Origin of the sequence: Serratia sp. szju, from assembly GCF_044594185.1 — a bacterium.
In the GTDB taxonomy this organism is placed as follows: Bacteria; Pseudomonadota; Gammaproteobacteria; order Enterobacterales; family Enterobacteriaceae; genus Serratia; species Serratia bockelmannii.
Map to the genome: position 1 here is coordinate 95,856 of NZ_CP172576.1, position 25,264 is coordinate 121,119.

A 25,264-nucleotide genomic window follows, 5' to 3' on the forward strand; every position below is an offset into this window, starting at 1 on the left:
CCGGGCAAATACGTCGCGCACGGCCATCATGACGGGCTGTTCGCTAAATTAGACGGTACCGCAAACTTTCTCGATCAGTTCCGCCGGGAACTGCATCGCCTGCATGATGTGTTCGATCATGCTGCGCTTGCGGCCGGTATTGGTATTGGTGATCACCCAGTAAGGGGTGCCCGGTACATGCTTCGGCTTGGTGTGCGTGCCGTTGGCCAGCAGGGTCTGCTGATCGCCGGCGAAATAGGTGCGGGTACGGCCGGTCAACGCCTCGGTAGCGGCGGCGAAACCGGCGGCATCGAGGGTGTACAGCGTGGACAGCACCAGCATGAAACGGTTGACCGCTTTGTTCTGCTCGGCGTATTCATCCGACAGCAGCAGTTCACGCACGGCGCGTACGCGATCGCGCGGACGCTGAGCCGGCACCGCTTTTTCCAGCTCGACGGACTGTGACGCACTGGCGGCAGGCAACGCGCGCACCGGTTGCCCGGCGGTGAATTTCAACATGCGGCGTAAAATATCGGACGCGCTTTCACCGATGTGTTGCGTGTGGCTGGCAATATAACGGTAAAGCTCTTCGTCGACTTCAATAGTTTTCATCTTTATCCAATACTGTTTTTTCTACTTAGAACCTGAAGCCAGATCCTGCATTCAAGCCATGGGATTATAAGGTTAAAAGCGCTGGGGCGAACACAACAATGTGCCTCCGGACGGCAAATGCAGACTAATACCTATAGCCGGCACTGCCAAGCCCGCGCCGCGAAAATTCCGCATGATTCATCGTGCGATTCAATCATGATACCCTAATCTGAATCTCTCTCAGTATGAACTTCGCCATGAAATTACATTATCAACTGCTGGCCGCCGAGTCAGACGCGCTGCCGGTGCTGCTGATCCACGGGCTGTTCGGCAATCTGGACAACCTGGGCGTGCTGGCGCGCGATCTGCATAAACAGCACAGTGTGATCAAGGTCGATCTGCGCAACCACGGCCTCTCCCCGCGCGCCGACGACATGAACTACCCCGCCATGGCGCAGGATCTGCTGGCGCTGCTCGACGAACTGCAGCTGGAAAAAGCGATCGTCATCGGCCACTCGATGGGTGGCAAAGCGGCGATGGCGCTGACCGCCATCGCGCCCGAGCGCATCGCCAGGCTGATCGTCATCGACGTCGCGCCCGTGGATTACCAAACCCGCCGCCACGACGAGATCTTCGCCGCGCTGAAGGCCGTCAGCGCCGCCGGCATTACCCAGCGCCAGGCGGCTGCCCAACTGATGCGCGACTACCTGCAGGAAGAAGGCGTGATCCAGTTCCTGCTGAAGTCCTTCCACAACGGTGAATGGCGCTTCAACCTGCCGGTACTGATCGAACGCTACGCAGACATTACCGGCTGGCAGGAAGTCCCGGCCTGGCCGCATCCGACTCTGTTCATTCGCGGCGGCCTGTCGCCGTACGTGCAGGACAGCTACCGTGCGGATATCGCCCGCCAGTTCCCGCTGGCCCGCGCACACGTCGTCGCCGGCACCGGCCATTGGGTGCACGCCGAAAAACCGGAAGCGGTGCTGCGCGCCATCCACCGTTTCCTCGGCGAAGCCTGAAAAACGCACTCACCTGGCGAAAAAACGCGCTAAAGATAACGGCTTAGCGCGTTTAGCCCGCAGTTAGGCATTGTCGCCGCTCCATCTGCTGGGGTAATATGGCGCGCTATAATTTTGCCGCCGCGCCAGCGCGTTCGCGAACGCCGGTTCGGAGGTGAATTTGGGTTAGGGTTTATTGGCCCGAAGTGTGTTAACCGATGCCTCCGGAAGCGTGCGAGCGCTTTTTGATGCAAACTCCCTTGCAGTACCGCTACCTATGGCAAAAGAACAAACGGATCGCACGACGCTGGATCTGTTCGCAGATGAACGCCGTCCGGGGCGCCCGAAAACCAACCCGCTTTCCCGCGATGAACAGCTTAGAATCAATAAGCGCAATCAGTTACGGCGCGATAAAGTGCGTGGATTGCGACGCGTAGAGCTGAAAATCAACGCGGACGCGGTGGATGCCCTGAACAAACTGGCGGAACAGCGCAACATCAGCCGCAGCGAACTCATCGAGCAGATGCTGTTGGCACAACTGGCGGAAGAACAGCCGGAACATTGATCTCTTCGGCCGCACGCGCGGCGCGGCGTTAAGGACAACGCCGGATCGACCCCGCTTTTCTTCATTCTCCGGCATCGCATAAATGCGATAAAACCCCGGCGCCACTTTCTGGCATGATACGCATTTACCGGTAAGAGACTGCGCCTGTCGGCGCCCGCCCCGGAGGCGAAAGGCTCTTGCCATGGCATCATTTTAATCGGCGTCAGCGGCGGCAGTGCTGGCATCGAGTAATGCAATTACTTGAATTTAAAGGTTATACGCGATATGGCTACTGTAGGCATTTTCTTTGGCAGCGACACTGGCAATACCGAAAACATTGCCAAAATGATCCAGAAAATTCTCCAGAAACAGTTTGGCGACGACGTCTCTGAAGTGCATGACATCGCTAAAAGCAGCAAAGAAGACCTGGAAGGGTTCGATATCCTGCTGCTGGGTATCCCGACCTGGTACTACGGTGAAGCGCAGTGTGACTGGGATGATTTCTTCCCGACGCTGGAAGAAGTCGACTTCAACGGCAAACTGGTGGCGCTGTTCGGCTGCGGCGACCAGGAAGACTACGCGGAATACTTCTGTGACGCGATGGGCACCATCCGCGACATCATCGAACCGCGCGGCGCAGCCATCGTGGGCCACTGGCCGACCAAAGGCTACCACTTCGAGGCCTCCAAAGGCCTGGCGGACGACGATCACTTCATCGGTCTGGCGATCGACGAAGACCGTCAGCCGGAGCTGACCAACGAGCGCGTGGACGCTTGGGTCAAACAGATTGTCGAAGAGCTGAGCCTGGCCGATATCGTCGGCTAAACCCCGGCACTGGCGAAAGGTTGAACAAAGGCCCTGTAAAGTGCATAGTGTGCCGACAGGGCCGTCATCGGCAACAGGGATTGCTGCGATAGAAGCTACAGATTTGTAACTTCCCACCCCGTCACGGTAGACTGAGATATCGGTTTATCCCATCCATCAAGGCGTTGCATGCAAAACATGCAATAGTGCAATTATATCTTTGTTAACAACCGGCGGTTTCCATTTAGTACAACCGGTTCTATAATGAGACGCATTAACTCTTTGTGCCGACCGATGCCACAGGCGAGTACGCCTCAACTTGATTAGCATAGTAACAGGACTGAATTCGCATGACCGACAACAACATCGCATTGAAGAAGGCCGGCTTAAAAGTCACGCTTCCGCGACTCAAAATCCTGGAAGTACTGCAAAATCCGGAATGCCATCACGTCAGTGCGGAAGATTTGTACAAAAAACTGATTGATATGGGCGAAGAGATCGGGCTGGCAACGGTTTATCGCGTACTGAACCAGTTTGACGATGCGGGCATTGTGACACGTCACAATTTCGAAGGCGGCAAGTCCGTGTTCGAGCTGACCCAACAGCATCACCACGATCACCTGATTTGCCTGGACTGCGGCAAAGTGATCGAATTCAGCGACGAATCCATCGAAGTGCGCCAGCGTGATATCGCCAAGCAGCACGGTATCAAGCTCACCAACCACAGCCTGTACCTGTACGGCCACTGTGAAACCGGTGACTGCCGCGAAGACGAAACGCTGCACGACAAGAAGTAAGCCCTGACCGGCTATGAAAAACCGCCTCACACCGAGGCGGTTTTTTTATGCCCGCCGTACAGCAGACAAAAAAATCCCCGGACAAGCCGGGGGAAAATCATGTCATGAAATATCACAATTGCAGCGGCACAGCGACTCCACGTACTACTCTCACTACAACGTCCGCCCTACGCCGACACGCGTGGGCGAACGCATTCCCCCTTCGTTATACGGCCGCCGACAGGGCAGCGGGCCGTTGCACCGGGCTTAGACCTTCTCGGCGCGGCTGTAGCGTTTGCCGTCCGGGCTGACCGAACGCACCTGCACTTCACCGGAGATCGCCGGCTTGGCCTTGGCATCATAGCGCTGCCACTGCTTGCCACCGTCGGTGGAGTACTCGATGCCCAACCCCGGCAGCGCGATATTCGCCTCCAGCTTGCCGCCCGCTACGCGTGCGCCCGGTACCGGCAGACGGTAAGCGACGCCGCCCTTGTCCAGCTTGGCCAGTTCACGCTGGCCCAGGATATTGGCAAAGCGCAGCCAGTCTTTCTCCAGCGTCTTGGTATCGACAAAGTGGGTTTCCCCGCCTTTGTATTCGCGGCCGGCGCGATAGTCCTGCTCCCAACCGGCGCGGTGCCAGGCACGTTCTGCCACCGAGAGCGCGCGTGGGAAGATCATGTATTCCATCTGCGGGTCGGTGCGCTGGGTTTCGCTCCACAGCTGAGCGGACAGCCCGTAGGCGCCCGGCCACGGCTTGTCGCTCTTGGCGTTGAAGTGGTTGCCGTCTCGGTCAACCGAGGTTTCCGCGTTCTGCGGCATGTTGTCCGGCGCGAAGCTGAACACCTTGCGTTCGTCGCTGAAGCGGGTACCCCAGTAGTAACCGCGCTCGTCCGGGTTCACCTCGTAAGGGAAGTCCATATAGACGTAGTCCGGGTTGGAGACCACCACTTCATACCCTTTGTTGGCCCAGTCGTTGACGCTATCGAAACCGCCCCAGTACAACGTGTCCCAGAAGTTGACGCCCACGCGCGAGGTGGCGAACGCCTTCGCGCTCTCGGCGTCTTTCAGGCCGTCTTGCCAGGCCTGCATTCTGTCGATGCCGTGCGCTTTCACCAACTTGCTGACCTCTTGGCCAAAGTAGCTCGGCAGGTGCTCCATGTCGGCCACCTTGCCCTCTTTGATCATCGTCTGGCAAACCTGCGACTTGGCCCACGGCTTGTCTTCGTTGCTCTGATCGATGATGCCTTTGCCCGGCTCCGGTTTCGCCTTGTCGGTATAGCCGGCGCCCAGGCGAATGTTTTTCGCTTCGTCGCCGCCGAAGTGCCAGGTTTTGATCGGCTGGCCGGCCTCTTTATGCATCTGGGCGATCTCGCCGATCACCTTGTCGACAAAGCGCTGGGAAGAGTCCAGGCACGGGTTCAGGTAGCTCTGGCGGTTAAAGAACTGCACGGAGGTGGTGTTGGAGGTATCGGTCGGATCCACCAGGCGGAATTCGTTGGCCTCCTGCTCTTTCCCGGCGGCATGCAGCTTTTTATAGCGCGCTTCCATCGAGACCACCGCGGCGCGGGCGTGTGCCGGCATGTCGATCTCCGGGATCACCTCAATCTGGCGCGCCTGAGCGTATTTGATGATGTCGATATAGTCCTGACGGCTGAAGAAGCCGCTGTAGACGTCCGGCCCCTGGCCGTACTGCGGCAGCAGGCAGGTGGTTTCGCTCAGATCGTGGCAGCGCTGGCCGCCGACTTCCGTCAGCTCCGGCAAACCGGGGATCTCGATGCGCCAGCCTTCGTCATCGCTCAGGTGGAAGTGGAATTTGTTGAGCTTGTAGGCCGCCATCTGATCCAGCAGGCGCAGCACAGCATCCTTCTTATGGAAGTTGCGCGCCACGTCGAGGAAAATGCCGCGATACTGGAAGCGCGGCGCGTCGCTGGCGTCCAGCGTGGCGATCTTGCCGCTGCCGTCGCTCGGCACTAACGACAGGATCGACTGCAGCCCGTAGAACACCCCGGCCTGATCGAAGCCGATCACCCGCGCCTCTTTCTTGCCAATTTTCAGCTCATAGGCACCCGGCACCGCCATCGCGCCTTTAAATTTGCCCGGCTGGATGTCGGTTTTGATCGGGTAACCGTTGGCCTGAACCGGCACGCCCAGCAGCGCGAAGCGCTGGTTGACGACGTCCGCCGCCGGCTTAACCAGCGTGCTCAGATCCGGCGATACCCCTTTGCGCAGATCGACGTCCTGCGCGTGAACCTTCACCTGCATCGGCGTCGGCACGATCTGGCCGCGCAGCGCACCGGCAGGCAGCGTCTGCAGATCGGCATTGCTGACAAAGCGCGAAGCCGGCGTCATCAGAATGTTTTTGTCGTCCTTGGTGCGCTTCCACTGGTCGCCGGTGAACGGCGCCACAAACTGATCCAGGTTTTCGGTGTCGGTATTCGCCAGCATTTTCGGCTTAGCGTCGCCGGAGGTGGCATACCAGCGCGGCAGGAAGTCGTTTCTGAACAGCTGCCAATATTCGGCGACCACCGGGATTTCCACCGCCTTACCGGCCGGGAAGCCGCTGAATTTGGCGGTCGGCTCCAGCTTGTACAGATCGCCGGTGAGGTGAGCGATCTTGAACTGGTCGTTGTCTACCCGCAGGGTCTGGCGCGGGCTGTGGAAATAGATGACCCAGTCTTTGCCGTCGATCGCCTGGCCGTCGTTGCTGAGGGTGAACAACACCCGGTTGCAAGAGGCCCAGTCAGCGCCCAGCGCCGCGCAATCCACGCCGTTTTCGCCGGCGCGGTTATCCAGCATTTTCACGTTCAGCTTCAGCTGGCTAAGCTGATCCACCAGCTGTTGATCGGCCATGGCGCTCCCCATGCCGCCCAGGAATCCCATCGTTGCCGTCAAGGCGGCAAGCGCGCTCAGTTTGAATGCGTTCATCTTCTTATCCTTCTTAATTATTGTTATCGCGAATTTCTTGCCACAGCTTGCCGCACTTGGCGTCGTAAGCCTGACCGTTACCACTGTGCACCGCCATAATGCAGTTCTGATAATCCATCACCCGCACCGTTTCCTGCGCGGCGAACTGCTGGTGCTGCTTCTCTTGTTTCAGCACGTTCAGCACCGCCTTACAGGGCTGCAGACGCTCCGGCGAGCCTTCGGTAGTGTTGATGCAGGCGCTGTAAGCCTGCTTCAACTTGGCGTCTTCCGGCGGCGCGGTGGGTTGCGCGCAGGCGCTCAGGGCCGCAGCGGCCGCCAACATCAGCATGATTTTTTTCATCGTTGAATTCCCTTAACTGCCCCGGCGGCGAGGCCGGGGAACGCATCAGAAGATGGTGAATGGCGCGATGACCATGAACTTGACGTCTTTCTCGTCCTGGAAGATGTTGCCGTAACCGCCGCCCCAGCTCGGGATGTTGGTGTGGTTGTCATACTGGGTGTAGTGCAGTTTGATCAGGGTGCCCTTGGCGCGCCCTTCCTGGATGGTATACATCGCGTCCAGGCTCCAGGCGCTCTCTTTCAGGCGCTGGCTCTGATCGTAGATCGGGTTGGTGCTCGGCTTGGCGTCCCAGGCGTAAACGTAGGAGCCGCCGACCGCCATGCCCGGCAGGTTCCAGTTGCTGAGGTCATACATCACGCCGGCGTACACCGCTTTCTCGCCGTTGGCGTTAAAGTCGGAGCGGTTATCCCACCACACGTCCAAACGACCGTTGGACGAAGCGTAGGTCGGGGTCATGCGCTGAAGGAAGAAGCCCTGGTTGCCTTCCGCCTTGACCATGGTGCCTTCCAAACGCCAGTTGAACTGCCCGGTGGTGTAACCGAAGGTCAGCGCCTGCAGCCAGGCCAGACCGTCGTAGATGCTGTTCGGATCGTTCTTGTCGCTGATGCGGTCTTCCGCACCGTAGAACTGGTAACTGGTGGTCAGCGGGTTGCCCAGCAGATCGAATTTGTAAGACGCCTTGGTGAAGTATTGATTCACATACCCCTGTGCCTGGCCGAAGGCAGCTTCCAGCACCAAATCGTTTTTGAAATCGTACTTGGCGCCCAGCGAGTGCAGGTAGGAGACACGGGTTTTCTTATCGTTCTGGCGGAAGTCATCCACCTCGGTATGCCACGGCGCCTTGTATTTGTCGGCCCACATGTAGGAGAAGCTCAACGCGCCGGCATCGCCGTAATCGAACTTGGCGCCGGCTTCAGCCCCCTGATAGGTGCCCGGCATAAAGCTCCAGTGCGGCGCCAGCAGGGTTTGGCCGCTCGGCTGAATGTAACCGGCACGCGCCCAGACCGGGCCGTATTTGAATTTAGCGGCGGCTTTGTACAGGCTGACGCCACCTTTGTCACCGGAATAGTCTTCGTCGTAGGTACGGTTTTTAGAGGAGAACGCGATCTCGTTCGGGTGGCCGCTGGCGCTGGATTCCGCCAGCTCGATGGCGGTAAAGGCGCCGACGTCCAGACCGAACATGTCCCAGGCGTAGCCCGACGCGAAATCCAGGCTCAGGTTGGCGGTGGAGTGCGACAGGTTGGTGGTGTATTGGTTGTAATCCTTGCTGTCCGGATTGAGATCTTTACGGTCGCGCTCACGTTGCCAGTAATAAATACCGCCGGTCAGCGTGGAATCATCGATAAACCCTGCGGCTTTCGCCTCAGGCGCCATGGCAAACCCTGTTCCCAACAGCGCGCCCGCGACTGCGAGCGCCAGCGTTTTACGCTGAGCACCGTGCGTACCCATAGTGAAATTCCTCTTTGACTTAACTTAAAAGTTGCAGCCGCCTGTGTTCACCACTGCCCTGCACGACTGCCAATAAAAAACCCGAACGGGTAAAAAATATTGCCGACGAGATGTTATTCCCACAGCACTAATTGCTACAGACAGACTATTTTTCGCGACGCGAATTATCAAATGAAAAATGCGGAAGATTTGTCAAAGTATGACAAGGAGCACATATCAGTGATATTTTGTTACGCCGGCGATCATGGAAGGTGTCGAATAAAAAATTCAATTAAATCAGAATAAATTGAGATACAAGGTCAACCAGAGACGATTAATGGTTTCAGCCTGACTAAATTCGTCAGGCAGACGATAAAAATTGAGAGCGCTCTCTAAATGAAATTAATTCGCATCACGAATATATAAATGAAAATTAAGATTAGTAAGGCCAATATCAGAAAACTTATGGCCTCACGCGCTGCGATTAATTAAACGCAGCCCAGATAAATGTGAGAGGAACAGATTATTCGCTAAATCGCAGGTATAAAAAAGCGCGGCCTAAGCCGCGCTGATTCATTAATTTTCGAGGCGAATAAGATTAGCCTTCGATTTTCGCCCAGGTGTCACGCAGGCCGACGGTGCGGTTAAACACCAGATGCTCGGCCGACGAGTAACGGTTGTCGGCGCAGAAGTAGCCTTCACGCTCGAACTGGTAGGCTTTCTCCGGCTGTGCGGCCGCCAGGCTCGGCTCAACGAAGCCGTGCTTGATCACCAGCGATTCCGGGTTGATGGTGGAGAGGAAGTCCTCCGCCGCGCCCGGGTTAGGCACGCTGAACAGGCGATCGTACAGGCGAATTTCCGCCGGCAGCGCGTGCGCCGCAGACACCCAGTGGATCACGCCCTTCACCTTGCGGCCGTCGGCAGGATCTTTGCTCAGCGTTTCCGCATCGTAGCTGCAGAAGATGGTGGTGATCTCGCCCGCTTCGTCCTTCTCGACGCGCTCGGCCTTGATCACGTACGCATTGCGCAGACGCACTTCTTTGCCCAGCACCAGACGCTTGTACTGCTTGTTGGCTTCCTCGCGGAAGTCGGCGCGATCGATATAGATTTCGCGGCTGAACGGCACATCGCGGCTGCCCATTTCCGGTTTGTTCGGGTGGTTAGGCATGGTGACCATTTCCACCGCATCGCCCATGTTCTCGATGACGATTTTCACCGGATCCAGCACCGCCATGGCGCGCGGGGCGTTCTCGTTCAGATCGTCACGGATGCAGGATTCCAGCGCCACCATCTCGACGTTGTTGTCTTGCTTGGTCACGCCGATGCGCAGGCAAAACTCGCGGATAGAGGCGGCGGTATAACCGCGACGGCGCAGACCGGAAACGGTCGGCATACGCGGATCGTCCCAGCCCTCAACGATCTTCTCGGCCACCAACTGGTGCAGCTTGCGCTTCGACATGATGGCGTATTCGAGGTTGAGGCGCGAAAACTCGTACTGACGCGGGTGGCAAGGAATGGTGATGTTATCCAGCACCCAGTCATACAGACGGCGGTTATCCTGGAATTCCAGAGTACACAGCGAGTGGGTGATCCCTTCCAGCGCATCGGAAATGCAGTGGGTGAAATCGTACATCGGATAGATGCACCATTTATTGCCGGTCTGGTGGTGTTCGGCGAACTTGATGCGGTACAGCACCGGATCGCGCATCACGATAAACGGCGAAGCCATATCGATCTTGGCGCGCAGGCAGGCGGCGCCTTCGGCAAACTCGCCGTTGCGCATCTTCTCGAACAGCGCCAGGTTCTCTTCCACGCTGCGATCGCGGTACGGGCTGTCTTTGCCCGGCGCGGTCAGCGTGCCGCGATATTCACGGATCTGCTCCGGCGACAGCTCATCGACGTAGGCCAGGCCCTTGGAGATCAGCTCAACCGCATACTGATGCAGCTGATCGAAATAGTCTGAGGAGTAACGAACGTTGCCGCTCCACTCAAAGCCCAGCCACTCCACGTCGTGCTTGATTGACTCCACGAACTCGATGTCTTCTTTCACCGGGTTGGTGTCATCGAAACGCAGGTTGCACTGGCCCTGATAGTCCTTGGCGATGCCGAAGTTCAGGCAGATGGACTTGGCGTGGCCGATATGCAGATAGCCGTTAGGCTCCGGCGGGAAGCGGGTATGTACCGACGTGTGTTTCCCCGACGCCAGATCTTCATCGACGATCTGACGGATAAAATTGGTTGGGCGGGCTTCAGCCTCACTCATTTCACTGTTCCTCAATGCAAAGCGCTACACATAACCGCCTATGATCCAACAAGCCACGTCTGGAAACAACCGTTTGTTTCACGAAAAATGCGGCGCGTTGCACCATCGGCGCGCAGCGCACCGCCATGGGGCGAAACGGAATAAAAAAAGCGGGAAGAGATCGCTCTCTTCCCGCCAAGTCGGGGCAAACTCCGCCATGATGCGTGACCGGCCCCGGATACTACTCAGGTAAAAACGGCCTTACTTTTGGATCTCGTACAGCTTGGTCTGACCGGCGACCACCGAGCCGCTGGCCAGCGCCGCCAGGCCGGCGTAGTCGTCAGCGTTGCTGACCACCACCGGGCTTATCATCGAGCGCGCGTTAGCGTTCAGGTAATCCAGATCCAGTTCCAGAATCGGTTGACCGGCTTTCACTTCCGCGCCCTCTTCCACCAGGCGTTTGAAGCCCTGGCCTTCCAGCGCGACGGTGTCGATCCCCATGTGTACCACGACCTCAGCGCCCTTGTCGGTTTCCAGGCAGAACGCGTGGTTGGTATTGAAGATTTTCACCACGGTGCCATCCGCCGGCGCCACCACGATCTTGTCGGTCGGGCGAATCGCCAGGCCGTCACCGACCGCCTTGCTGGCGAAAGCTTCGTCCGGCACCTGATCGAGCGCCACGACTTCACCCGTCACCGGCGCCACCAGCGTTTCAAACGCGACTTTCGGTGCGTTCGGCACCGCCTGCGGTTTGACTTCCGCGGCAGGGGCCGCCGCCGGAGCCGCCGCAGCCGCTACCGGGCCGGCCGCAATTACGTTGCGCATTGCGCTGGCAATCAGCTCGGCACGGGTGCCGACGATCACTTGTACGCTCTGCTTGTTCAGACGAATAACGCCCGACGCACCAAGGCGTTTCGCCAATGCGTCGTTCACCAGCGCAGAGTCCTTCACGTTCAAACGCAGGCGGGTGATGCAGGCGTCGATGCCGGTCAGGTTGTCGGAGCCGCCGATCGCGCCGACGTAGCGACGGGCCAGCGTGGTGGTTTCGTTCTCGTCTTTACCGGCGCTGCTGTTGACGTTGACGTCATAACCGTCGGTTTCGTCACCGGCAACCGCCAGCTCGCGGCCCGGGGTCATCAGGTTGAACTTGTTGATGGTGAAGCGGAACACCACATAGTAGATAACGAAGAACACCAGGCCCTGCGGGATCAGCATGTACCAGTGGGTCGCCAGCGGGTTACGCACCCACAGCATCATATCCACCAGGCCGGCGCTGAAACCGAAGCCTGAAATCCAATGCATGTTAGCGGCGATGAACACCGAGATACCGGTCAGTACGGCGTGGATCACGTACAGCACCGGTGCCACGAACATGAAGGAGAACTCCAGCGGTTCGGTGATGCCGGTAAAGAAGGCAGCGAATGCCCCTGCCATCATGATCCCCAGCACCTTCGCCTTATTCTCAGGACGCGCGCAGTGATAGATGGCCAGCGCCGCGCCCGGCAGACCGAACATCATGATCGGGAAGAAGCCCGCCTGATAACGGCCGGTGATGCCAACAACCGCTTTACCCGCGTCAATCGACTGCTGGCCGCCGAGGAAGTTAGGGATATCGTTGATGCCGGCCACGTCGAACCAGAACACCGAGTTCAGCGCGTGGTGCAAGCCGACCGGGATCAGCAGGCGGTTGAAGAAGGCATAGATACCCGCGCCGACGGAGCCCAATTTTTGGATGTGTTCGCCGAAGCTCACCAGAGCGCCGAACACGACCGGCCAGACGAACATCAGGATGTAAGCGACCAGGATCATCAGGAAGGAAATGAGGATCGGCACCAAACGGCGGCCGCTGAAGAACGACAGCGCCTTAGGCAACTCGACACCGCTGAAGCGGTTGTACACTTCGGCGGAGATGATACCCACCAGAATACCAACGAACTGGTTCTCAATCTTGCCGAACGCGGCAGGCACCTGATCGAGCGGGATCTTCTGAATCATCGACACGGCGGCCGGTGAACAGAGGGTCGTCAGCACCAGGAAACCGACGAAACCGGTCAGTGCGGCAGAGCCGTCCTTATCTTTGGACATGCCGTAGGCGACACCAACGGCGAACAACACCGCCATATGATCGATAATCGCAGAGCCAGACTTAATCAATAAGGCAGCGAAAGCGTTGTCGCCGCCCCAACCAACAGGGTCAATCCAGTACCCGACGCCCATCAAGATGGCGGCGGCGGGCAGCGTGGCGACCGGCACCATCAGCGCCCGTCCCACCTTTTGCAAATAACTAAGAATGTTCACCTTTTCCCCCTATGTTGTCCGCGGACGGACCCTATTAGTAGTTTATTTGGAGCTCTCACTACCTTTTTAGAAACAATGCTTGGCACGTATCACTCATGCCGAGTGTAAAAAATTTATTTTGTATCGCAAATTAAAACCTCCTTTTTTGTGATAAATATCACCAAAAAGTAGTCTTTCCCTCCCAGATTGCTGGCCATCACACAAAACTTATTTTATCATTCAAAAAATCAACCGGACGGACGATTCACGCGAGAATCATAAAGCTGGGTTACGCTTAGGACTCCCGCAGGCCCGTACAGTATAGCTTTAGTTTACTTATCCCAAGAGGTGTTAGATGAGACTTATCCCACTGAAAGATACCGCACAAGTCGGCAAATGGGCCGCGCGTCATATCGTTCAACGCATCAACGCATTCAAGCCAACCGCAGAGCGCCCGTTTGTCCTCGGCCTGCCTACCGGCGGCACGCCGCTGGAAGCCTACAAACATCTGATTGCGATGCACAAAGCAGGTGAAGTAAGCTTTAAGCATGTTGTGACTTTCAACATGGACGAGTACGTTGGCCTGCCGCAGGAACACCCGGAAAGCTACCACACCTTCATGTACCGCAACTTCTTTGACCACGTTGATATCCCTCGTGAAAATATCAACCTGCTGAACGGCAACGCCGCGGATGTCGACGCCGAGTGCCGCCAGTACGAAGAGAAGATCAAATCTTACGGCAAAATTAACCTGTTCATGGGCGGCGTGGGTATCGACGGCCATATCGCGTTCAACGAGCCGGCTTCGTCCCTGGCTTCGCGCACCCGCATCAAAACGCTGACCGAAGACACCCGCATCGCCAACTCGCGCTTCTTCGGCGGCGACGTCAGCCTGGTGCCGAAATATGCGTTGACCGTCGGCGTGGGCACGCTGCTGGATGCCGAAGAAGTGATGATCCTGGTGACCGGCCATGCCAAGGCACAGGCGCTGGAAGCCGCAGTGGAAGGCAACATCAACCACATGTGGACCATCAGCTGCCTGCAGCTGCACGCCAAAGCGGTGGTGGTGTGCGACGAACCGGCCACCATGGAACTGAAAGTCAAAACCGTCAAATATTTCCGCGAGTTAGAAGCGGAAAGCGTGAAAAGTCTTTAATCTTTGCAGGGGGCTACGATGTTCGCTTTAACCCACGGCCGAATCTATACCGGCCACGACGTACTTGATGACCATGCAGTCATTATCGCTGATGGGCTGATCGAGAGAGTCTGCCCGGTGGCTGAATTGCCCGCCGGCATCGAAACGCGCGACCTGGGTGGCGCCATCCTGGCCCCCGGGCTTATTGACGTGCAGCTGAACGGCTGCGGCGGCGTCCAGTTCAACGATTCGCTGGAAGCAATCTCGGAAGAAACGCTGGAGATCATGCAGCGCGCCAACGAGAAATCCGGCTGCACCAGCTATCTGCCGACGCTGATCACCAGCAGCGACGAATTCATGAAGCACAGCGTCGACGTGATGCGCGCTTATCTGAAAAAGCACCAAAACCAGGCGTTGGGCCTGCACCTGGAGGGGCCGTACCTCAGCCCGGTAAAAAAAGGCACTCACAACCCGGCGTTCATTCGCAAGCCAACGCAGGACATGATCGATTACCTGTGCGCCAACGCCGACGTGATCACCAAGGTGACGCTGGCACCGGAAATGGTTGAGCCGCACGTTATTAAACAACTGACCGAGGCCGGCATCGTGGTCTCCGCCGGCCACTCGAATGCCACCTACGATCAGGCGCGCACCGGCTTCGCCGCCGGCATCAGCTTCGCCACCCACCTGTACAACGCCATGCCGTATATCACCGGCCGCGAACCGGGGCTGATGGGGGCGATCTTCGATACGCCAGAGGTCTATACCGGCATCATCGCCGACGGCCATCACGTAGCCTGGGCGAGTATCCGTAACGCCAAACGCCTGAAAGGTGATAAATTGGTCTTGGTCACCGACGCGACCGCACCGGCGGGTGCAGATATTGACCAATTTATTTTCGCCGGTAAAACAATATACTATCGGGATGGGCTGTGCGTGGATGAGAACGGCACCCTGAGCGGTTCCGCGCTGACCATGATCGAAGCGGTGCAAAACAGCGTCGAGCATATCGGCATCGCGCTGGACGAAGCGCTGCGTATGGCGACGCTGTATCCGGCGCGCGCCATTGGCGTCGATCACCGTCTGGGCACCCTCGAAGCCGGCAAGGTGGCTAACCTGACCGCCTTCACCCGTGATTTCAAGATCACCAAAACGCTCGTTAACGGTAACGAGGTTTAATTCAATGAACAGCGAGTAACATTATTGATGAGCACTGGCGGACAAGCACAAATAGGGAACGTTGACTTAGTCAAACAACTTAACGGCGCAGCAGTTTACCGCCTGATCGACCAGCAGGGCCCGATCTCGCGCATTCAAATTGCCGAACTCAGCCAGCTTGCTCCCGCCAGCGTCACCAAAATTACTCGCCAGTTGCTGGAGCGCGGGCTGATCAAAGAAGTCGATCAGCAAGCCTCCACCGGCGGCCGCCGCGCGATCTCCATCGTGTCGGAAACCCGTCATTTCCATACCGTCGCGGTGCGTCTCGGCCGCCACGACGCCACCATCACCCTGTATGACATGAGCGGTAAATCGCTCAGCGAAGAACACTATCCGCTGCCGGAACGCACCCAGGAAACGCTGGAGAATGCGCTGTTCGCCGCCATCGCCCAATTCATCGAAGCGAACCAGCGCCGCCTGCGCGAACTGATCGCCATCGCGGTGATCCTACCCGGCCTGGTGGATCCGGCGCTGGGCGTGGTGCGCTACATGCCGCACATCAGCGTCAGCAACTGGGCACTGGTGGACAACCTGCAGCAGCGCTTCAACGTCACCAGCTTCGTCGGCCACGACATCCGCAGCCTGGCGCTGGCGGAGCACTACTTCGGCGCCACCCGCGACTGCGAAGACTCGATTCTGGTGCGCCTGCACCGCGGTACCGGCGCCGGCATCATCGTCAACGGGCAGATTTTTCTCGGTAATAACGGCAACGTCGGCGAAATTGGCCATATCCAGATCGATCCGCTGGGTGAACGCTGCCACTGCGGCAACTTCGGCTGCCTGGAAACCGTGGCCGCCAACGCGGCGATCGAACAGCGCGTGCGCCAACTGCTGAGCCAGGGCTACCCGAGCAAATTGACGCTGGAAGACTGCGGCATCAACGCCATCTGCAAGGCCGCCAACCGTGGCGATCTACTGGCCAGCGAAGTGATCGAACACGTCGGCCGCTATCTGGGCAAGGCAGTGGCCATCGCCATCAACCTGTTCAATCCGCAGAAGGTGGTGATCGCCGGTGAGATCACCGAAGCGGATAAGGTGCTGCTGCCGGCGATCCAGAGCTGCATCAATACCCAGGTACTGAAGGACTTCCGCAAAAATCTGCCGGTGGTGACCTCCGAACTCAATCATCGCTCGGCGATCGGCGCTTTCGCCCTGGCCAAACGCGCGATGCTCAACGGCGTGCTCTTGCAGCGATTGCTGGAAAGCTGATCCGCCGCTTCTGGCAGGTGTGTTATCGTCACCTCTTGCCTGCCGTAATCATGAGAAACAGCGACAAATGAAAATCAAAAACGTTATATGCGATATCGACGGCGTGCTGCTGCATGACAATACGCCGGTGCCCGGCGCCGATCTGTTCCTGGCGCGCATCCAGGAACAAGGCATGCCGCTGGTGGTGCTGACCAACTACCCGTCACAGACCGCGCAGGATCTGGCGAACCGCTTCGCCGCCGCCGGTCTGGAAGTGCCGGAGAGCGCGTTCTATACCTCGGCGATGGCCACCGCCGATTTCCTGCGTCGGCAGGAAGGCAAAAAGGCCTACGTGGTCGGTGAAGGCGCCCTTATCCATGAGCTGTACAAAGCCGGTTTCACCATCACCGACATCAACCCGGATTTCGTGATCGTCGGTGAAACCCGCTCTTACAACTGGGACATGATGCACAAAGCCGCCTATTTCGTGAGCAATGGGGCGCGCTTTATCGCCACCAACCCGGATAGCCACGGCCACGGCTTCTCGCCGGCCTGCGGCGCACTGTGTGCCCCCATCGAGAAGATCACCGGCCGCAAGCCGTTTTACGTCGGCAAGCCCAGCCCGTGGATCATTCGCGCCGCACTGAACAAAATGCAGGCGCACTCGGAAGAAACGGTGATCGTCGGCGACAACCTGCGTACCGACATCCTGGCGGGCTTCCAGGCCGGCCTGGAAACCGTTCTGGTGCTGTCCGGTGTCTCCACGCTGAGCGACATCGAAACCATGCCGTTCCGCCCGAGCTATGTCTACCCTTCCGTCGCCGATATCACTATCTTCTGATGCGGCCATGGCGGCCGCCCGGCCGCCATTATTTCCTTCTCCCTCAGCGTCAGTTTGAATTTAATTCGTTCATGGCAGCAAAAGGTTTCAGCCTGCCTGCATTAAAAATCCTCATTATAACTTTACGCCCCGCCAATAGCTGATATTGCCGGCGAGCGGAAAACCCTTACCCCTAATGAATGAGGCTACCATGAGCACAAATAACATTATTAATGCCGTCGCCGCCGATGACGCGGCCATTATGCCGTCTATCGCCAATAAAAAGATCCTGATGGGTTTCTGGCACAACTGGGCCGCCGGCGTCAGTGACGGCTATCAGCAAGGCCAGTTCACCAATATGAACCTGACCGACATTCCCGCCGAGTACAACGTGGTGGCCGTCGCCTTTATGAAAGGCCAGGGCATCCCGACCTTCAAACCTTACAACCTGTCCGACGCCGAGTTTCGCCGCCAGGTAGGCGTGCTGAACAGCCAGGGCCGCGCGGTGCTGATCTCCCTCGGCGGCGCAGACGCGCATATCGAGCTGAAAACCGGCGACGAAGACAAGCTGAAAGACGAGATTATTCGCCTGGTGGAAGTCTATGGCTTCGACGGCCTGGATATCGATCTGGAACAGGCGGCGATCGGCGCCGCCAATAATAAAACCGTCTTGCCTGCGGCGCTGAAAAAAGTAAAAGACCATTACGCCGCCCAGGGGAAAAACTTTATTATCAGCATGGCGCCGGAATTCCCGTATTTGCGCACCAACGGCACCTACCTGGATTATATTAACGCCCTCGAAGGCTATTACGACTTTATCGCGCCGCAATATTATAACCAGGGCGGCGACGGTATTTGGGTGGATGAACTCAATGCCTGGATCACGCAGAATAACGACGCCATGAAAGAGGACTTCCTCTACTACCTGACGGAAAGCCTGGTTACCGGCACCCGCGGCTATGCGAAGCTCCCGGCGGCGAAATTCGTCATCGGCCTGCCGAGCAACAACGATGCCGCCGCCACCGGCTACGTGGTCAACAAACAGGCGGTGTATAACGCTTTCTCGCGTCTCGACGCCAAAAGCCTGTCGATCAAGGGCCTAATGACCTGGTCAATCAACTGGGATAACGGCAAGAGCAAAGCCGGCGTCGCCTACAATTGGGAGTTCAAAACCCGCTATGCGCCGCTGATTCAGGGCGGCGTCACCCCGCCGCCGGGAAAGCCTAATGCGCCGACGGCGCTGACGGTCTCCGAGCTGGGCGCCACCTCGCTGAAACTGAGCTGGGCCGCCGCCACCGGCGCCTCACCGATCGCCAGCTACACCGTCTACCGCAACGGCAACCCGATCGGCCAAACCGCCGGTCTGTCGCTGGCCGACAGCGGTCTGACGCCGGCAACCCAGTACAGCTACTTCGTTACCGCGACCGACACCCTGGGCAATACCTCCCTGCCGAGCAGTGCGCTGGCGGTCAAAACCGCCAACGACGGCACGCCGCCCGATCCGGGCGCGCCCGAATGGCAGAACAACCACAGCTACAAAGCCGGCGACGTCGTGAGTTATAAAGGCAAGAAATACACCTGTATTCAGGCGCACACCTCCAATGCCGGCTGGACGCCGGATGCCGCGTTCACCCTCTGGCAGCTCATCGCCTAATCGCTAATCGATTGCCGGTCAAACTGGCCGGCAATCCCGCCATCACGCTAAAAATTGCATAATCGACAATTTTTTACGCCGATAACTGAAAATCCGTTAAAAACCTCAGCCACGCAAACAACTATTTCTCAGCGCATGGCTAAAACGCTTGCATCCTCCGCAGCTTTTGGCGCATTTTCATAACCACAGCGCAGCAAAACCGCGTTATCGCTGATAAATCGGCAATGCTGCCCATAACAGTAAAAACAACATCACAGTCATAAAAGCCCGTTAGGAGAGTTGTATGTGTTCTATTTTCGGTGTGCTCGATCTGAAGTCCGATCCCGTTGAACTGCGTAAGAAAGCGCTGGAGCTGTCACGTCTGATGCGCCACCGCGGCCCGGATTGGTCCGGCGTTTACGCCAGCGACAAAGCCATTTTGGCCCACGAACGCCTGTCGATCGTCGACGTCAACAACGGCGCTCAACCGCTGTACAACGCTGCGCACACCCACGTTTTGGCGGTCAACGGCGAAATTTACAACCACCAGGCGCTGCGCCAACAGCTGAGCGACCGCTATGCGTTCCAGACCGGTTCCGACTGTGAAGTAATCCTGGCGCTGTATCAGGAGAAAGGACCGGACTTCCTCGACGATCTGCAAGGCATGTTCGCTTTTGCCCTGTATGACACTGAAAAAGACGCCTACCTGATCGGCCGCGATCACCTGGGCATCATCCCGCTGTACATGGGCCATGACGAACACGGCAACCTGTACGTTGCCTCGGAAATGAAAGCGCTGGTGCCGGTGTGCCGCACCATCAAGGAATTCCCGGCCGGCAGCTACCTGTGGAGCCAGGACGGTGAGATCCGCGAATATTATCGCCGCGACTGGTTCGATTACGACAGCGTCAAGGACAACGTGACCGACGCCGCCGCCCTGCGCACCGCGCTGGAAGAGTCGGTGAAAAGCCACCTGATGTCCGACGTGCCTTACGGCGTGCTGCTGTCGGGCGGGCTGGATTCCTCGGTCATCTCGGCGATCACCAAGAAGTACGCTGCGCGCCGCGTGGAGGATCAGGAACGCAGCGAGGCCTGGTGGCCGCAGCTGCACTCCTTCGCCGTCGGGCTGGAAGGCTCGCCGGATCTGCGCGCCGCGCAAGAGGTGGCTAACCACCTGGGCACCGTGCACCATGAGATCCACTTCACCGTGCAGGAAGGGCTGGACGCCATCCGCGACGTGATTTATCACATCGAAACCTATGACGTCACCACCATTCGCGCCTCGACGCCGATGTACCTGATGTCGCGCAAAATCAAGGCGATGGGCATCAAGATGGTGCTTTCCGGCGAAGGCGCGGACGAAGTGTTCGGCGGCTACCTGTACTTCCATAAGGCGCCGGACGCCCGCGAATTCCACGAAGAGACCGTGCGCAAACTGCTGGCGCTGCACATGTTCGACTGCGCGCGCGCCAACAAGGCGATGTCCGCCTGGGGCGTCGAAGCCCGCGTGCCGTTCCTGGACAAGAAATTCCTCGACGTGGCGATGCGCATCAACCCGAAAGATAAAATGTGCGGCAACGGCAAAATGGAAAAACACATCGTTCGCGAATGTTTCGAGTCCTATTTGCCCGCCAGCGTGGCCTGGCGCCAGAAAGAGCAGTTCTCCGACGGCGTCGGCTATAGCTGGATCGACACGTTAAAAGAGGTGGCTGCGCAGCAAATTAGCGATCAACAGCTCGAAACCGCGCGTTTCCGCTTCCCGTACAACACGCCAACGTCGAAAGAAGGCTACCTGTACCGCGAAATCTTCGAAGAGCTGTTCCCGCTGCCGAGCGCCGCCGAATGCGTACCGGGCGGCCCGTCCGTCGCCTGCTCGTCCGCCAAGGCCATCGAGTGGGATGAATCGTTCAAGAAGATGGACGATCCTTCCGGCCGCGCCGTTGGCGTGCACCAGGCCGCCTATAAATAATTGCGCGGCATTTCCCTCAGGGCGGGCCTTTTGGCCCGCCTTTTTGTTGCCTTTTCCCCCCGCCAACTGCCTGAATTGCCGATTTTATCGCCATAATGTTCACAACCCAGACAAACGGCGCTTCCGGGCGCTTTTTCGGGAAAAAACTTGTTGACGCAAATCGGTCATATACGCATAATGCGCCCCGCAACGCCGATGAAGGCAAAGCAAAAAAAGAGGGCTACGTAGCTCAGCTGGTTAGAGCACATCACTCATAATGATGGGGTCACAGGTTCGAATCCCGTCGTAGCCACCATATCTTTTTTGTATTTGCGGGAGTGGCGAAATTGGTAGACGCACCAGATTTAGGTTCTGGCGCCGCAAGGTGTGCGAGTTCAAGTCTCGCCTCCCGCACCATTTCTCTTCATCGTCGGCGCAGTATGTTGATGGGGTATCGCCAAGCGGTAAGGCACCGGTTTTTGATACCGGCATTCCCTGGTTCGAATCCAGGTACCCCAGCCATATTCTTTCGGGAATGGGGTTTCAACATAAGATTTGTTTGCAGGTGGGGTATCGCCAAGCGGTAAGGCACCGGTTTTTGATACCGGCATTCCCTGGTTCGAATCCAGGTACCCCAGCCATAACAAACTGCTTGCAAATCAAAGAAGTAAAAAGTAACATCGGCTACGTAGCTCAGCTGGTTAGAGCACATCACTCATAATGATGGGGTCACAGGTTCAAATCCCGTCGTAGCCACCATAATTGGGGTGTCGCCAAGCGGTAAGGCTCTGGTTTCTGATACCAGCATACCCAGGTTCGAATCCTGGCACCCCAGCCATATTTAGAAAAGCCCGCTTCGGCGGGCTTTTTGCTGTCTGGCGTTCAGCCCATCCTAACGGGCCCAGCCGCAGCTGAGCCCTGTCGGTTACAATCCCAACGCGTACTTCAACGCATGCTCTTTCAGCTTGCCCGCCCGCTGCGCGGCCATCAGCGCCAGATTGCGCGCGACGTTCAGCGGCGCCAGGTTATTGCTGAAAGCGGTATAAAACAGATCCATGCCGCTCTGCATCAGCAGATTGTCGGTACGGCGGCGACGCTGATAACGCAACAGTACCGCCTCGCAGCTCCAGTCCTCTCCCTGATCCCGCGCCTCGCTCAACACATTCAACAAGGCATCCACATCGCGATACCCCAGATTGACGCCCTGCCCGGCCAGCGGGTTGATGGTATGCGCGGCATCCCCCACCAGCGCCAGCCCCGGCAGCACGTAGCGCTGCGCATGACGCCGCGTCAGCGGGAACGATCCGGCAGCGTGCACCTTGACCGGGCCCAGTCGCGCCGGAAAAGCGGTAGCGATTTCGCGCTCCAGCTGCGCCGGCGGCATCGCCTGCAGTTGGCGAATGCGCTGCGGGCTGTCATACCACACCAGCGACGCCCAGCTGTCGTACAGCGGCAGGAAGGCGCGGGGCCCGGACGGGAAGAAGCGCTGCCAGGTCACATCCTGCTGCGGCGCGCCGGTATCGACGGTGATCAACATGCACGCCTGACGATATTGCCAGCCGTTGGTGCCGATCGCCGCCAGCTTGCGCACCTGCGAGTTGGCCCCGTCGGCACCGACAACCAGCCGCGCTTGCAGCGTCTCACCGCTGTCCAGCGTCAGCTGCCAGGCATTGTCCGCCCGCTGCAGCGATTGCAGCCTGGCGGGACACAGCAGCGTCAGGTTGGCGCACTGCGCGAACTGTTGCCACAGCCCCAGCTGCAGAATGCGGTTTTCCACCATAAAGCCCAGCTCGGGCAGCCCCAGGGACACCGCGTCGAACGCCACGCGCGACGACGCCCACTCCCAGGTCTCCAGCCGGCGATACGGCGCCGTACGCATCGCCGTCACGGCCTGCCAGGTGCCGAGCTGTTTCAGCAGCCCCACCGAGGTGCAGCCGATCGCGGAAATGCGCAGGTCCGGCGGGCTTTGCGCCTCGAACGCCTGCGGCGCCTGATGTTCCAGCAACGCCACCGACCAGCCCGCCTGCGCCAGCCCCAGGGCCGCCGCCGCGCCGACCATGCCGCCACCCACCACCACCGCGTCATACCGATTTTGAGATGTCTTCATATTGGCTATGTTTTCTATGTGAATGCTCGCCATCCCACCCGACATGGCGTTTTGCGCAGTGTACCGGATTTTCGCTTCGGCTTCAGGTTGCGTGCCATTTTCCCCCGCGCTGGTCACAACGGCGGCAAATGATTACAATACGCGCCCTGCATGTCGCGTAACGCAACTTTCGCTCCGCACTGAGTAATGGCAAGTCAATGACGAAAAAACTACATATCAAAACCTGGGGCTGCCAGATGAATGAGTACGATTCATCGAAAATGGCCGACCTGTTGAACAGCACGCACGGCTTCGAGTGGACCGACAACGCCGAGGAAGCGGACGTGCTGTTGCTGAACACCTGCTCGATCCGTGAAAAAGCGCAGGAGAAAGTTTTCGCCATGCTGGGGCGCTGGCGCTTGCTGAAAGAGAAGAACCCGTCTGTCATCATCGGCGTCGGCGGTTGCGTGGCCTCGCAAGAAGGCGAACTGATCCGCAGCCGCGCGCCTTGCGTCGACGTGGTATTCGGCCCGCAGACCCTGCACCGCCTGCCGGAAATGATCAATCACGTTCAGGGCACCCGCAGCCCGGTGGTCGATATCAGCTTCCCGGAGATCGAAAAATTCGACCGCCTGCCGGAGCCGCGCGCCGAAGGCCCGACCGCCTTCGTGTCGATCATGGAAGGCTGCAACAAATACTGCACTTTCTGCGTGGTGCCTTACACCCGCGGCGAGGAAGTGAGCCGCCCGAGCGACGACGTGCTGTTCGAAATCGCCCAGCTGGCGGCGCAGGGCGTGCGCGAGGTCAACCTGCTCGGCCAAAACGTCAACGCTTACCGCGGCGCGACGCATGACGGCGATATCTGCTCGTTCGCCGAACTGCTGCGCCTGGTGGCGGCCATCGACGGCATCGATCGCATTCGCTTCACCACCAGCCACCCGATCGAGTTCACCGACGACATTATCGCGGTGTACGAAGACACGCCGGAGCTGGTCAGCTTCCTGCATCTGCCGGTGCAGAGCGGTTCGGACCGCATCCTGACCATGATGAAACGCGCGCACACCGCGCTGGAGTATAAGGCGATTATCCGCAAGCTGCGCAAGGCGCGGCCGGCCATCCAGCTCAGCTCCGATTTCATCGTCGGTTTCCCGGGCGAAAGCCAGGCCGACTTCGAACAGACCATGAACCTGATCGCCGACGTCAACTTCGACGTCAGCTTCAGCTTCATCTATTCGTCGCGCCCCGGTACGCCGGCGGCGGACATGGTCGACGACGTCAGCGAAGAAGAGAAAAAGCAGCGGCTGTACATTCTGCAGGATCGCATCAACCAGCAGGCGCTGCAGTTCAGCCGTCGCATGCTCGGCACCGTCCAGCGCATTCTGGTGGAGGGCACCTCGCGTAAAAGCGTGATGGAGCTGGCCGGGCGCACGGAGTGCAACCGTGTGGTAAACTTCGAAGGCACGCCCGACATGATCGGCCAATTTGTCGACGTGGAAATTACCGAGGTGCTGACCAACACCCTGCGTGGCGCAGTGGTGCGCACCGAACAGCAGATGGATCTGCGCGTACATGAATCCCCGCAGTCGGTGATCGCCCGTACCCGCAAAGAAAACGCGCTGGGCGTCGGCATTTACCAGCCCTGACGCCGCGGCGGCCGCCTTATCGCCGCCCGTTCGCGCTACTCCTTACCGTTTCTCCGCCGGGCGTCCGCGCCCGGTGATGTTCTTTTTTTATTTTTTTATTGTTGAAGAGGCGACATAACATGCAACTCCCACACTGCCCGAAGTGCAACTCCGAATACACCTACCAGGACAATGCCCTGTTCATCTGCCCTGAGTGCGCCCACGAGTGGAGCGACAGCGCCCCGGCGGAAGATCAGGACGCGCTGATCGTCAAAGACGCCAACGGCAACCTGCTGGCGGACGGCGACGCGGTCACCGTGATCAAGGATCTGAAGGTCAAAGGCAGCTCCTCGATGCTGAAGATCGGCACCAAGGTGAAAAACATTCGCCTGGTGGAAGGCGATCACAACATCGACTGCAAAATCGACGGTTTCGGCCCGATGAAGCTGAAATCCGAGTTCGTGAAAAAGAACTGATTCCCAGCGGCCTTGTTCTGTGATGACGCGGCGGGCTTTGCGCCCCGCCGCGTTTTTTCCTTATCTTCCCTTGAATTCCGCCGACGGCGCACAGATAGATCAGCGGTAAACTTGCGCCGTTGCGGCGCACCATGAATAATTCAAGAAAGAGAGTATTCAGGCTCGCCCTGAACGCGCGCGTCCCGGACGCGCTATGTGACATCAACCAGGCCCGATGTGACCTAGAGGAATAGT

Annotated in this window: 19 protein-coding genes and 6 tRNA genes; 18 read left to right on the top strand and 7 right to left on the bottom strand. The window is 58.3% G+C overall.

Translation table 11 applies throughout. The features are described from left to right. Positions 1 to 48: 48 nt before the first annotated feature. Positions 49 to 591, bottom strand: a complete 543-nt coding sequence (gene seqA / locus RE418_RS00500; protein WP_025301864.1) for a replication initiation negative regulator SeqA — start codon at positions 589 to 591, stop codon at positions 49 to 51. A 224-nt stretch (positions 592 to 815) separates the two neighbouring features. On the opposite strand from seqA, the gene ybfF reads away from it, so the two are divergent. The 4 genes from ybfF to fur all read left to right on the top strand — a co-directional run bounded on the left by ybfF (position 816) and on the right by fur (position 3,713). Then, positions 816 to 1,589: an esterase gene (gene ybfF / locus RE418_RS00505; protein WP_089180625.1), complete on the top strand. Its 774-nt coding sequence runs from the start codon at positions 816 to 818 to the stop codon at positions 1,587 to 1,589. 256 nt (positions 1,590 to 1,845) lie between these two features. Next, positions 1,846 to 2,133 carry a LexA regulated protein gene (gene ybfE / locus RE418_RS00510; RefSeq protein WP_004939936.1) on the top strand — a complete coding sequence of 96 codons (288 nt, stop codon included), beginning with the start codon at positions 1,846 to 1,848 and terminating at the stop codon, positions 2,131 to 2,133. Between the two features lie 264 nt (positions 2,134 to 2,397). Further along, the gene (gene fldA / locus RE418_RS00515) at positions 2,398 to 2,937 is read left to right on the top strand and encodes a flavodoxin FldA (protein WP_025301862.1); all 540 of its coding nucleotides are present in this window, start codon (positions 2,398 to 2,400) and stop codon (positions 2,935 to 2,937) included. A gap of 329 nt (positions 2,938 to 3,266) precedes the next feature. Further along, the gene (fur, locus tag RE418_RS00520) at positions 3,267 to 3,713 is read left to right on the top strand and encodes a ferric iron uptake transcriptional regulator (RefSeq protein ID WP_019454058.1); all 447 of its coding nucleotides are present in this window, start codon (positions 3,267 to 3,269) and stop codon (positions 3,711 to 3,713) included. Positions 3,714 to 3,959: 246 nt separating this feature from the next. On the opposite strand, the gene RE418_RS00525 is transcribed toward fur, so the two are convergent. The 5 genes from RE418_RS00525 to nagE form a co-directional block, all read right to left on the bottom strand. Further along, positions 3,960 to 6,617, bottom strand: coding sequence for a beta-N-acetylhexosaminidase (locus RE418_RS00525; RefSeq protein ID WP_089180624.1), 2,658 nt, complete (start codon positions 6,615 to 6,617; stop codon positions 3,960 to 3,962). A gap of 13 nt (positions 6,618 to 6,630) precedes the next feature. Beyond that, positions 6,631 to 6,957 carry a ChiQ/YbfN family lipoprotein gene (gene chiQ / locus RE418_RS00530; RefSeq protein ID WP_089180623.1) on the bottom strand — a complete coding sequence of 109 codons (327 nt, stop codon included), beginning with the start codon at positions 6,955 to 6,957 and terminating at the stop codon, positions 6,631 to 6,633. Positions 6,958 to 7,002: 45 nt separating this feature from the next. Beyond that, on the bottom strand, positions 7,003 to 8,406 hold the full coding sequence (locus RE418_RS00535; protein WP_089180622.1) for an OprD family outer membrane porin: 1,404 nt from the start codon (positions 8,404 to 8,406) through the stop codon (positions 7,003 to 7,005). A gap of 577 nt (positions 8,407 to 8,983) precedes the next feature. Then, positions 8,984 to 10,648 carry a glutamine--tRNA ligase gene (gene glnS, locus RE418_RS00540; protein WP_025301858.1) on the bottom strand — a complete coding sequence of 555 codons (1,665 nt, stop codon included), beginning with the start codon at positions 10,646 to 10,648 and terminating at the stop codon, positions 8,984 to 8,986. A gap of 240 nt (positions 10,649 to 10,888) precedes the next feature. After that, positions 10,889 to 12,925: an N-acetylglucosamine-specific PTS transporter subunit IIBC gene (gene nagE, locus RE418_RS00545; protein WP_025301857.1), complete on the bottom strand. Its 2,037-nt coding sequence runs from the start codon at positions 12,923 to 12,925 to the stop codon at positions 10,889 to 10,891. A gap of 334 nt (positions 12,926 to 13,259) precedes the next feature. On the opposite strand from nagE, the gene nagB reads away from it, so the two are divergent. The 12 genes from nagB to RE418_RS00605 all read left to right on the top strand — a co-directional run bounded on the left by nagB (position 13,260) and on the right by RE418_RS00605 (position 21,684). Beyond that, entirely contained in the window at positions 13,260 to 14,060 is an 801-nt protein-coding gene (gene nagB / locus RE418_RS00550; RefSeq protein WP_004939952.1) for a glucosamine-6-phosphate deaminase, read from the top strand. 18 nt (positions 14,061 to 14,078) lie between these two features. Then, complete coding sequence (gene nagA / locus RE418_RS00555; RefSeq protein ID WP_025301856.1) at positions 14,079 to 15,218, top strand: N-acetylglucosamine-6-phosphate deacetylase; 1,140 nt, start codon at positions 14,079 to 14,081, stop codon at positions 15,216 to 15,218. Between the two features lie 27 nt (positions 15,219 to 15,245). Further along, the gene (locus RE418_RS00560; protein ID WP_004939956.1) at positions 15,246 to 16,466 is read left to right on the top strand and encodes an N-acetylglucosamine repressor; all 1,221 of its coding nucleotides are present in this window, start codon (positions 15,246 to 15,248) and stop codon (positions 16,464 to 16,466) included. Positions 16,467 to 16,533: 67 nt separating this feature from the next. Beyond that, the gene (locus RE418_RS00565) at positions 16,534 to 17,286 is read left to right on the top strand and encodes an HAD-IIA family hydrolase (protein ID WP_004939957.1); all 753 of its coding nucleotides are present in this window, start codon (positions 16,534 to 16,536) and stop codon (positions 17,284 to 17,286) included. A 190-nt stretch (positions 17,287 to 17,476) separates the two neighbouring features. Then, positions 17,477 to 18,919, top strand: a complete 1,443-nt coding sequence (locus RE418_RS00570) for a carbohydrate-binding protein (RefSeq protein ID WP_089180621.1) — start codon at positions 17,477 to 17,479, stop codon at positions 18,917 to 18,919. A gap of 283 nt (positions 18,920 to 19,202) precedes the next feature. Then, positions 19,203 to 20,867: an asparagine synthase B gene (gene asnB / locus RE418_RS00575; RefSeq protein ID WP_004939961.1), complete on the top strand. Its 1,665-nt coding sequence runs from the start codon at positions 19,203 to 19,205 to the stop codon at positions 20,865 to 20,867. Between the two features lie 218 nt (positions 20,868 to 21,085). Beyond that, positions 21,086 to 21,162 (top strand) — tRNA-Met (locus RE418_RS00580). A 16-nt stretch (positions 21,163 to 21,178) separates the two neighbouring features. Next, positions 21,179 to 21,263 (top strand) — tRNA-Leu (locus RE418_RS00585). A 30-nt stretch (positions 21,264 to 21,293) separates the two neighbouring features. Beyond that, positions 21,294 to 21,368: transfer RNA gene (locus tag RE418_RS00590), tRNA-Gln, on the top strand. A gap of 44 nt (positions 21,369 to 21,412) precedes the next feature. Next, positions 21,413 to 21,487: transfer RNA gene (locus RE418_RS00595), tRNA-Gln, on the top strand. 41 nt (positions 21,488 to 21,528) lie between these two features. Then, a tRNA-Met gene (locus RE418_RS00600) sits at positions 21,529 to 21,605 on the top strand. 4 nt (positions 21,606 to 21,609) lie between these two features. Then, positions 21,610 to 21,684: transfer RNA gene (locus RE418_RS00605), tRNA-Gln, on the top strand. A gap of 87 nt (positions 21,685 to 21,771) precedes the next feature. Here RE418_RS00605 and ubiF read toward each other — a convergent pair. After that, positions 21,772 to 22,953 carry a 3-demethoxyubiquinol 3-hydroxylase gene (gene ubiF, locus RE418_RS00610; RefSeq protein ID WP_089180620.1) on the bottom strand — a complete coding sequence of 394 codons (1,182 nt, stop codon included), beginning with the start codon at positions 22,951 to 22,953 and terminating at the stop codon, positions 21,772 to 21,774. Between the two features lie 197 nt (positions 22,954 to 23,150). Between ubiF and miaB the strand changes: the two genes are divergently transcribed. Both miaB and RE418_RS00620 read left to right on the top strand, forming a co-directional pair. Then, positions 23,151 to 24,575 (top strand): tRNA (N6-isopentenyl adenosine(37)-C2)-methylthiotransferase MiaB, encoded by a 1,425-nt coding sequence (gene miaB, locus RE418_RS00615; protein WP_025301853.1) that lies wholly within the window; start codon positions 23,151 to 23,153, stop codon positions 24,573 to 24,575. Positions 24,576 to 24,694: 119 nt separating this feature from the next. Then, entirely contained in the window at positions 24,695 to 25,030 is a 336-nt protein-coding gene (locus RE418_RS00620) for a zinc ribbon domain-containing protein YjdM (protein ID WP_004939967.1), read from the top strand. Positions 25,031 to 25,264: the final 234 nt, after the last annotated feature.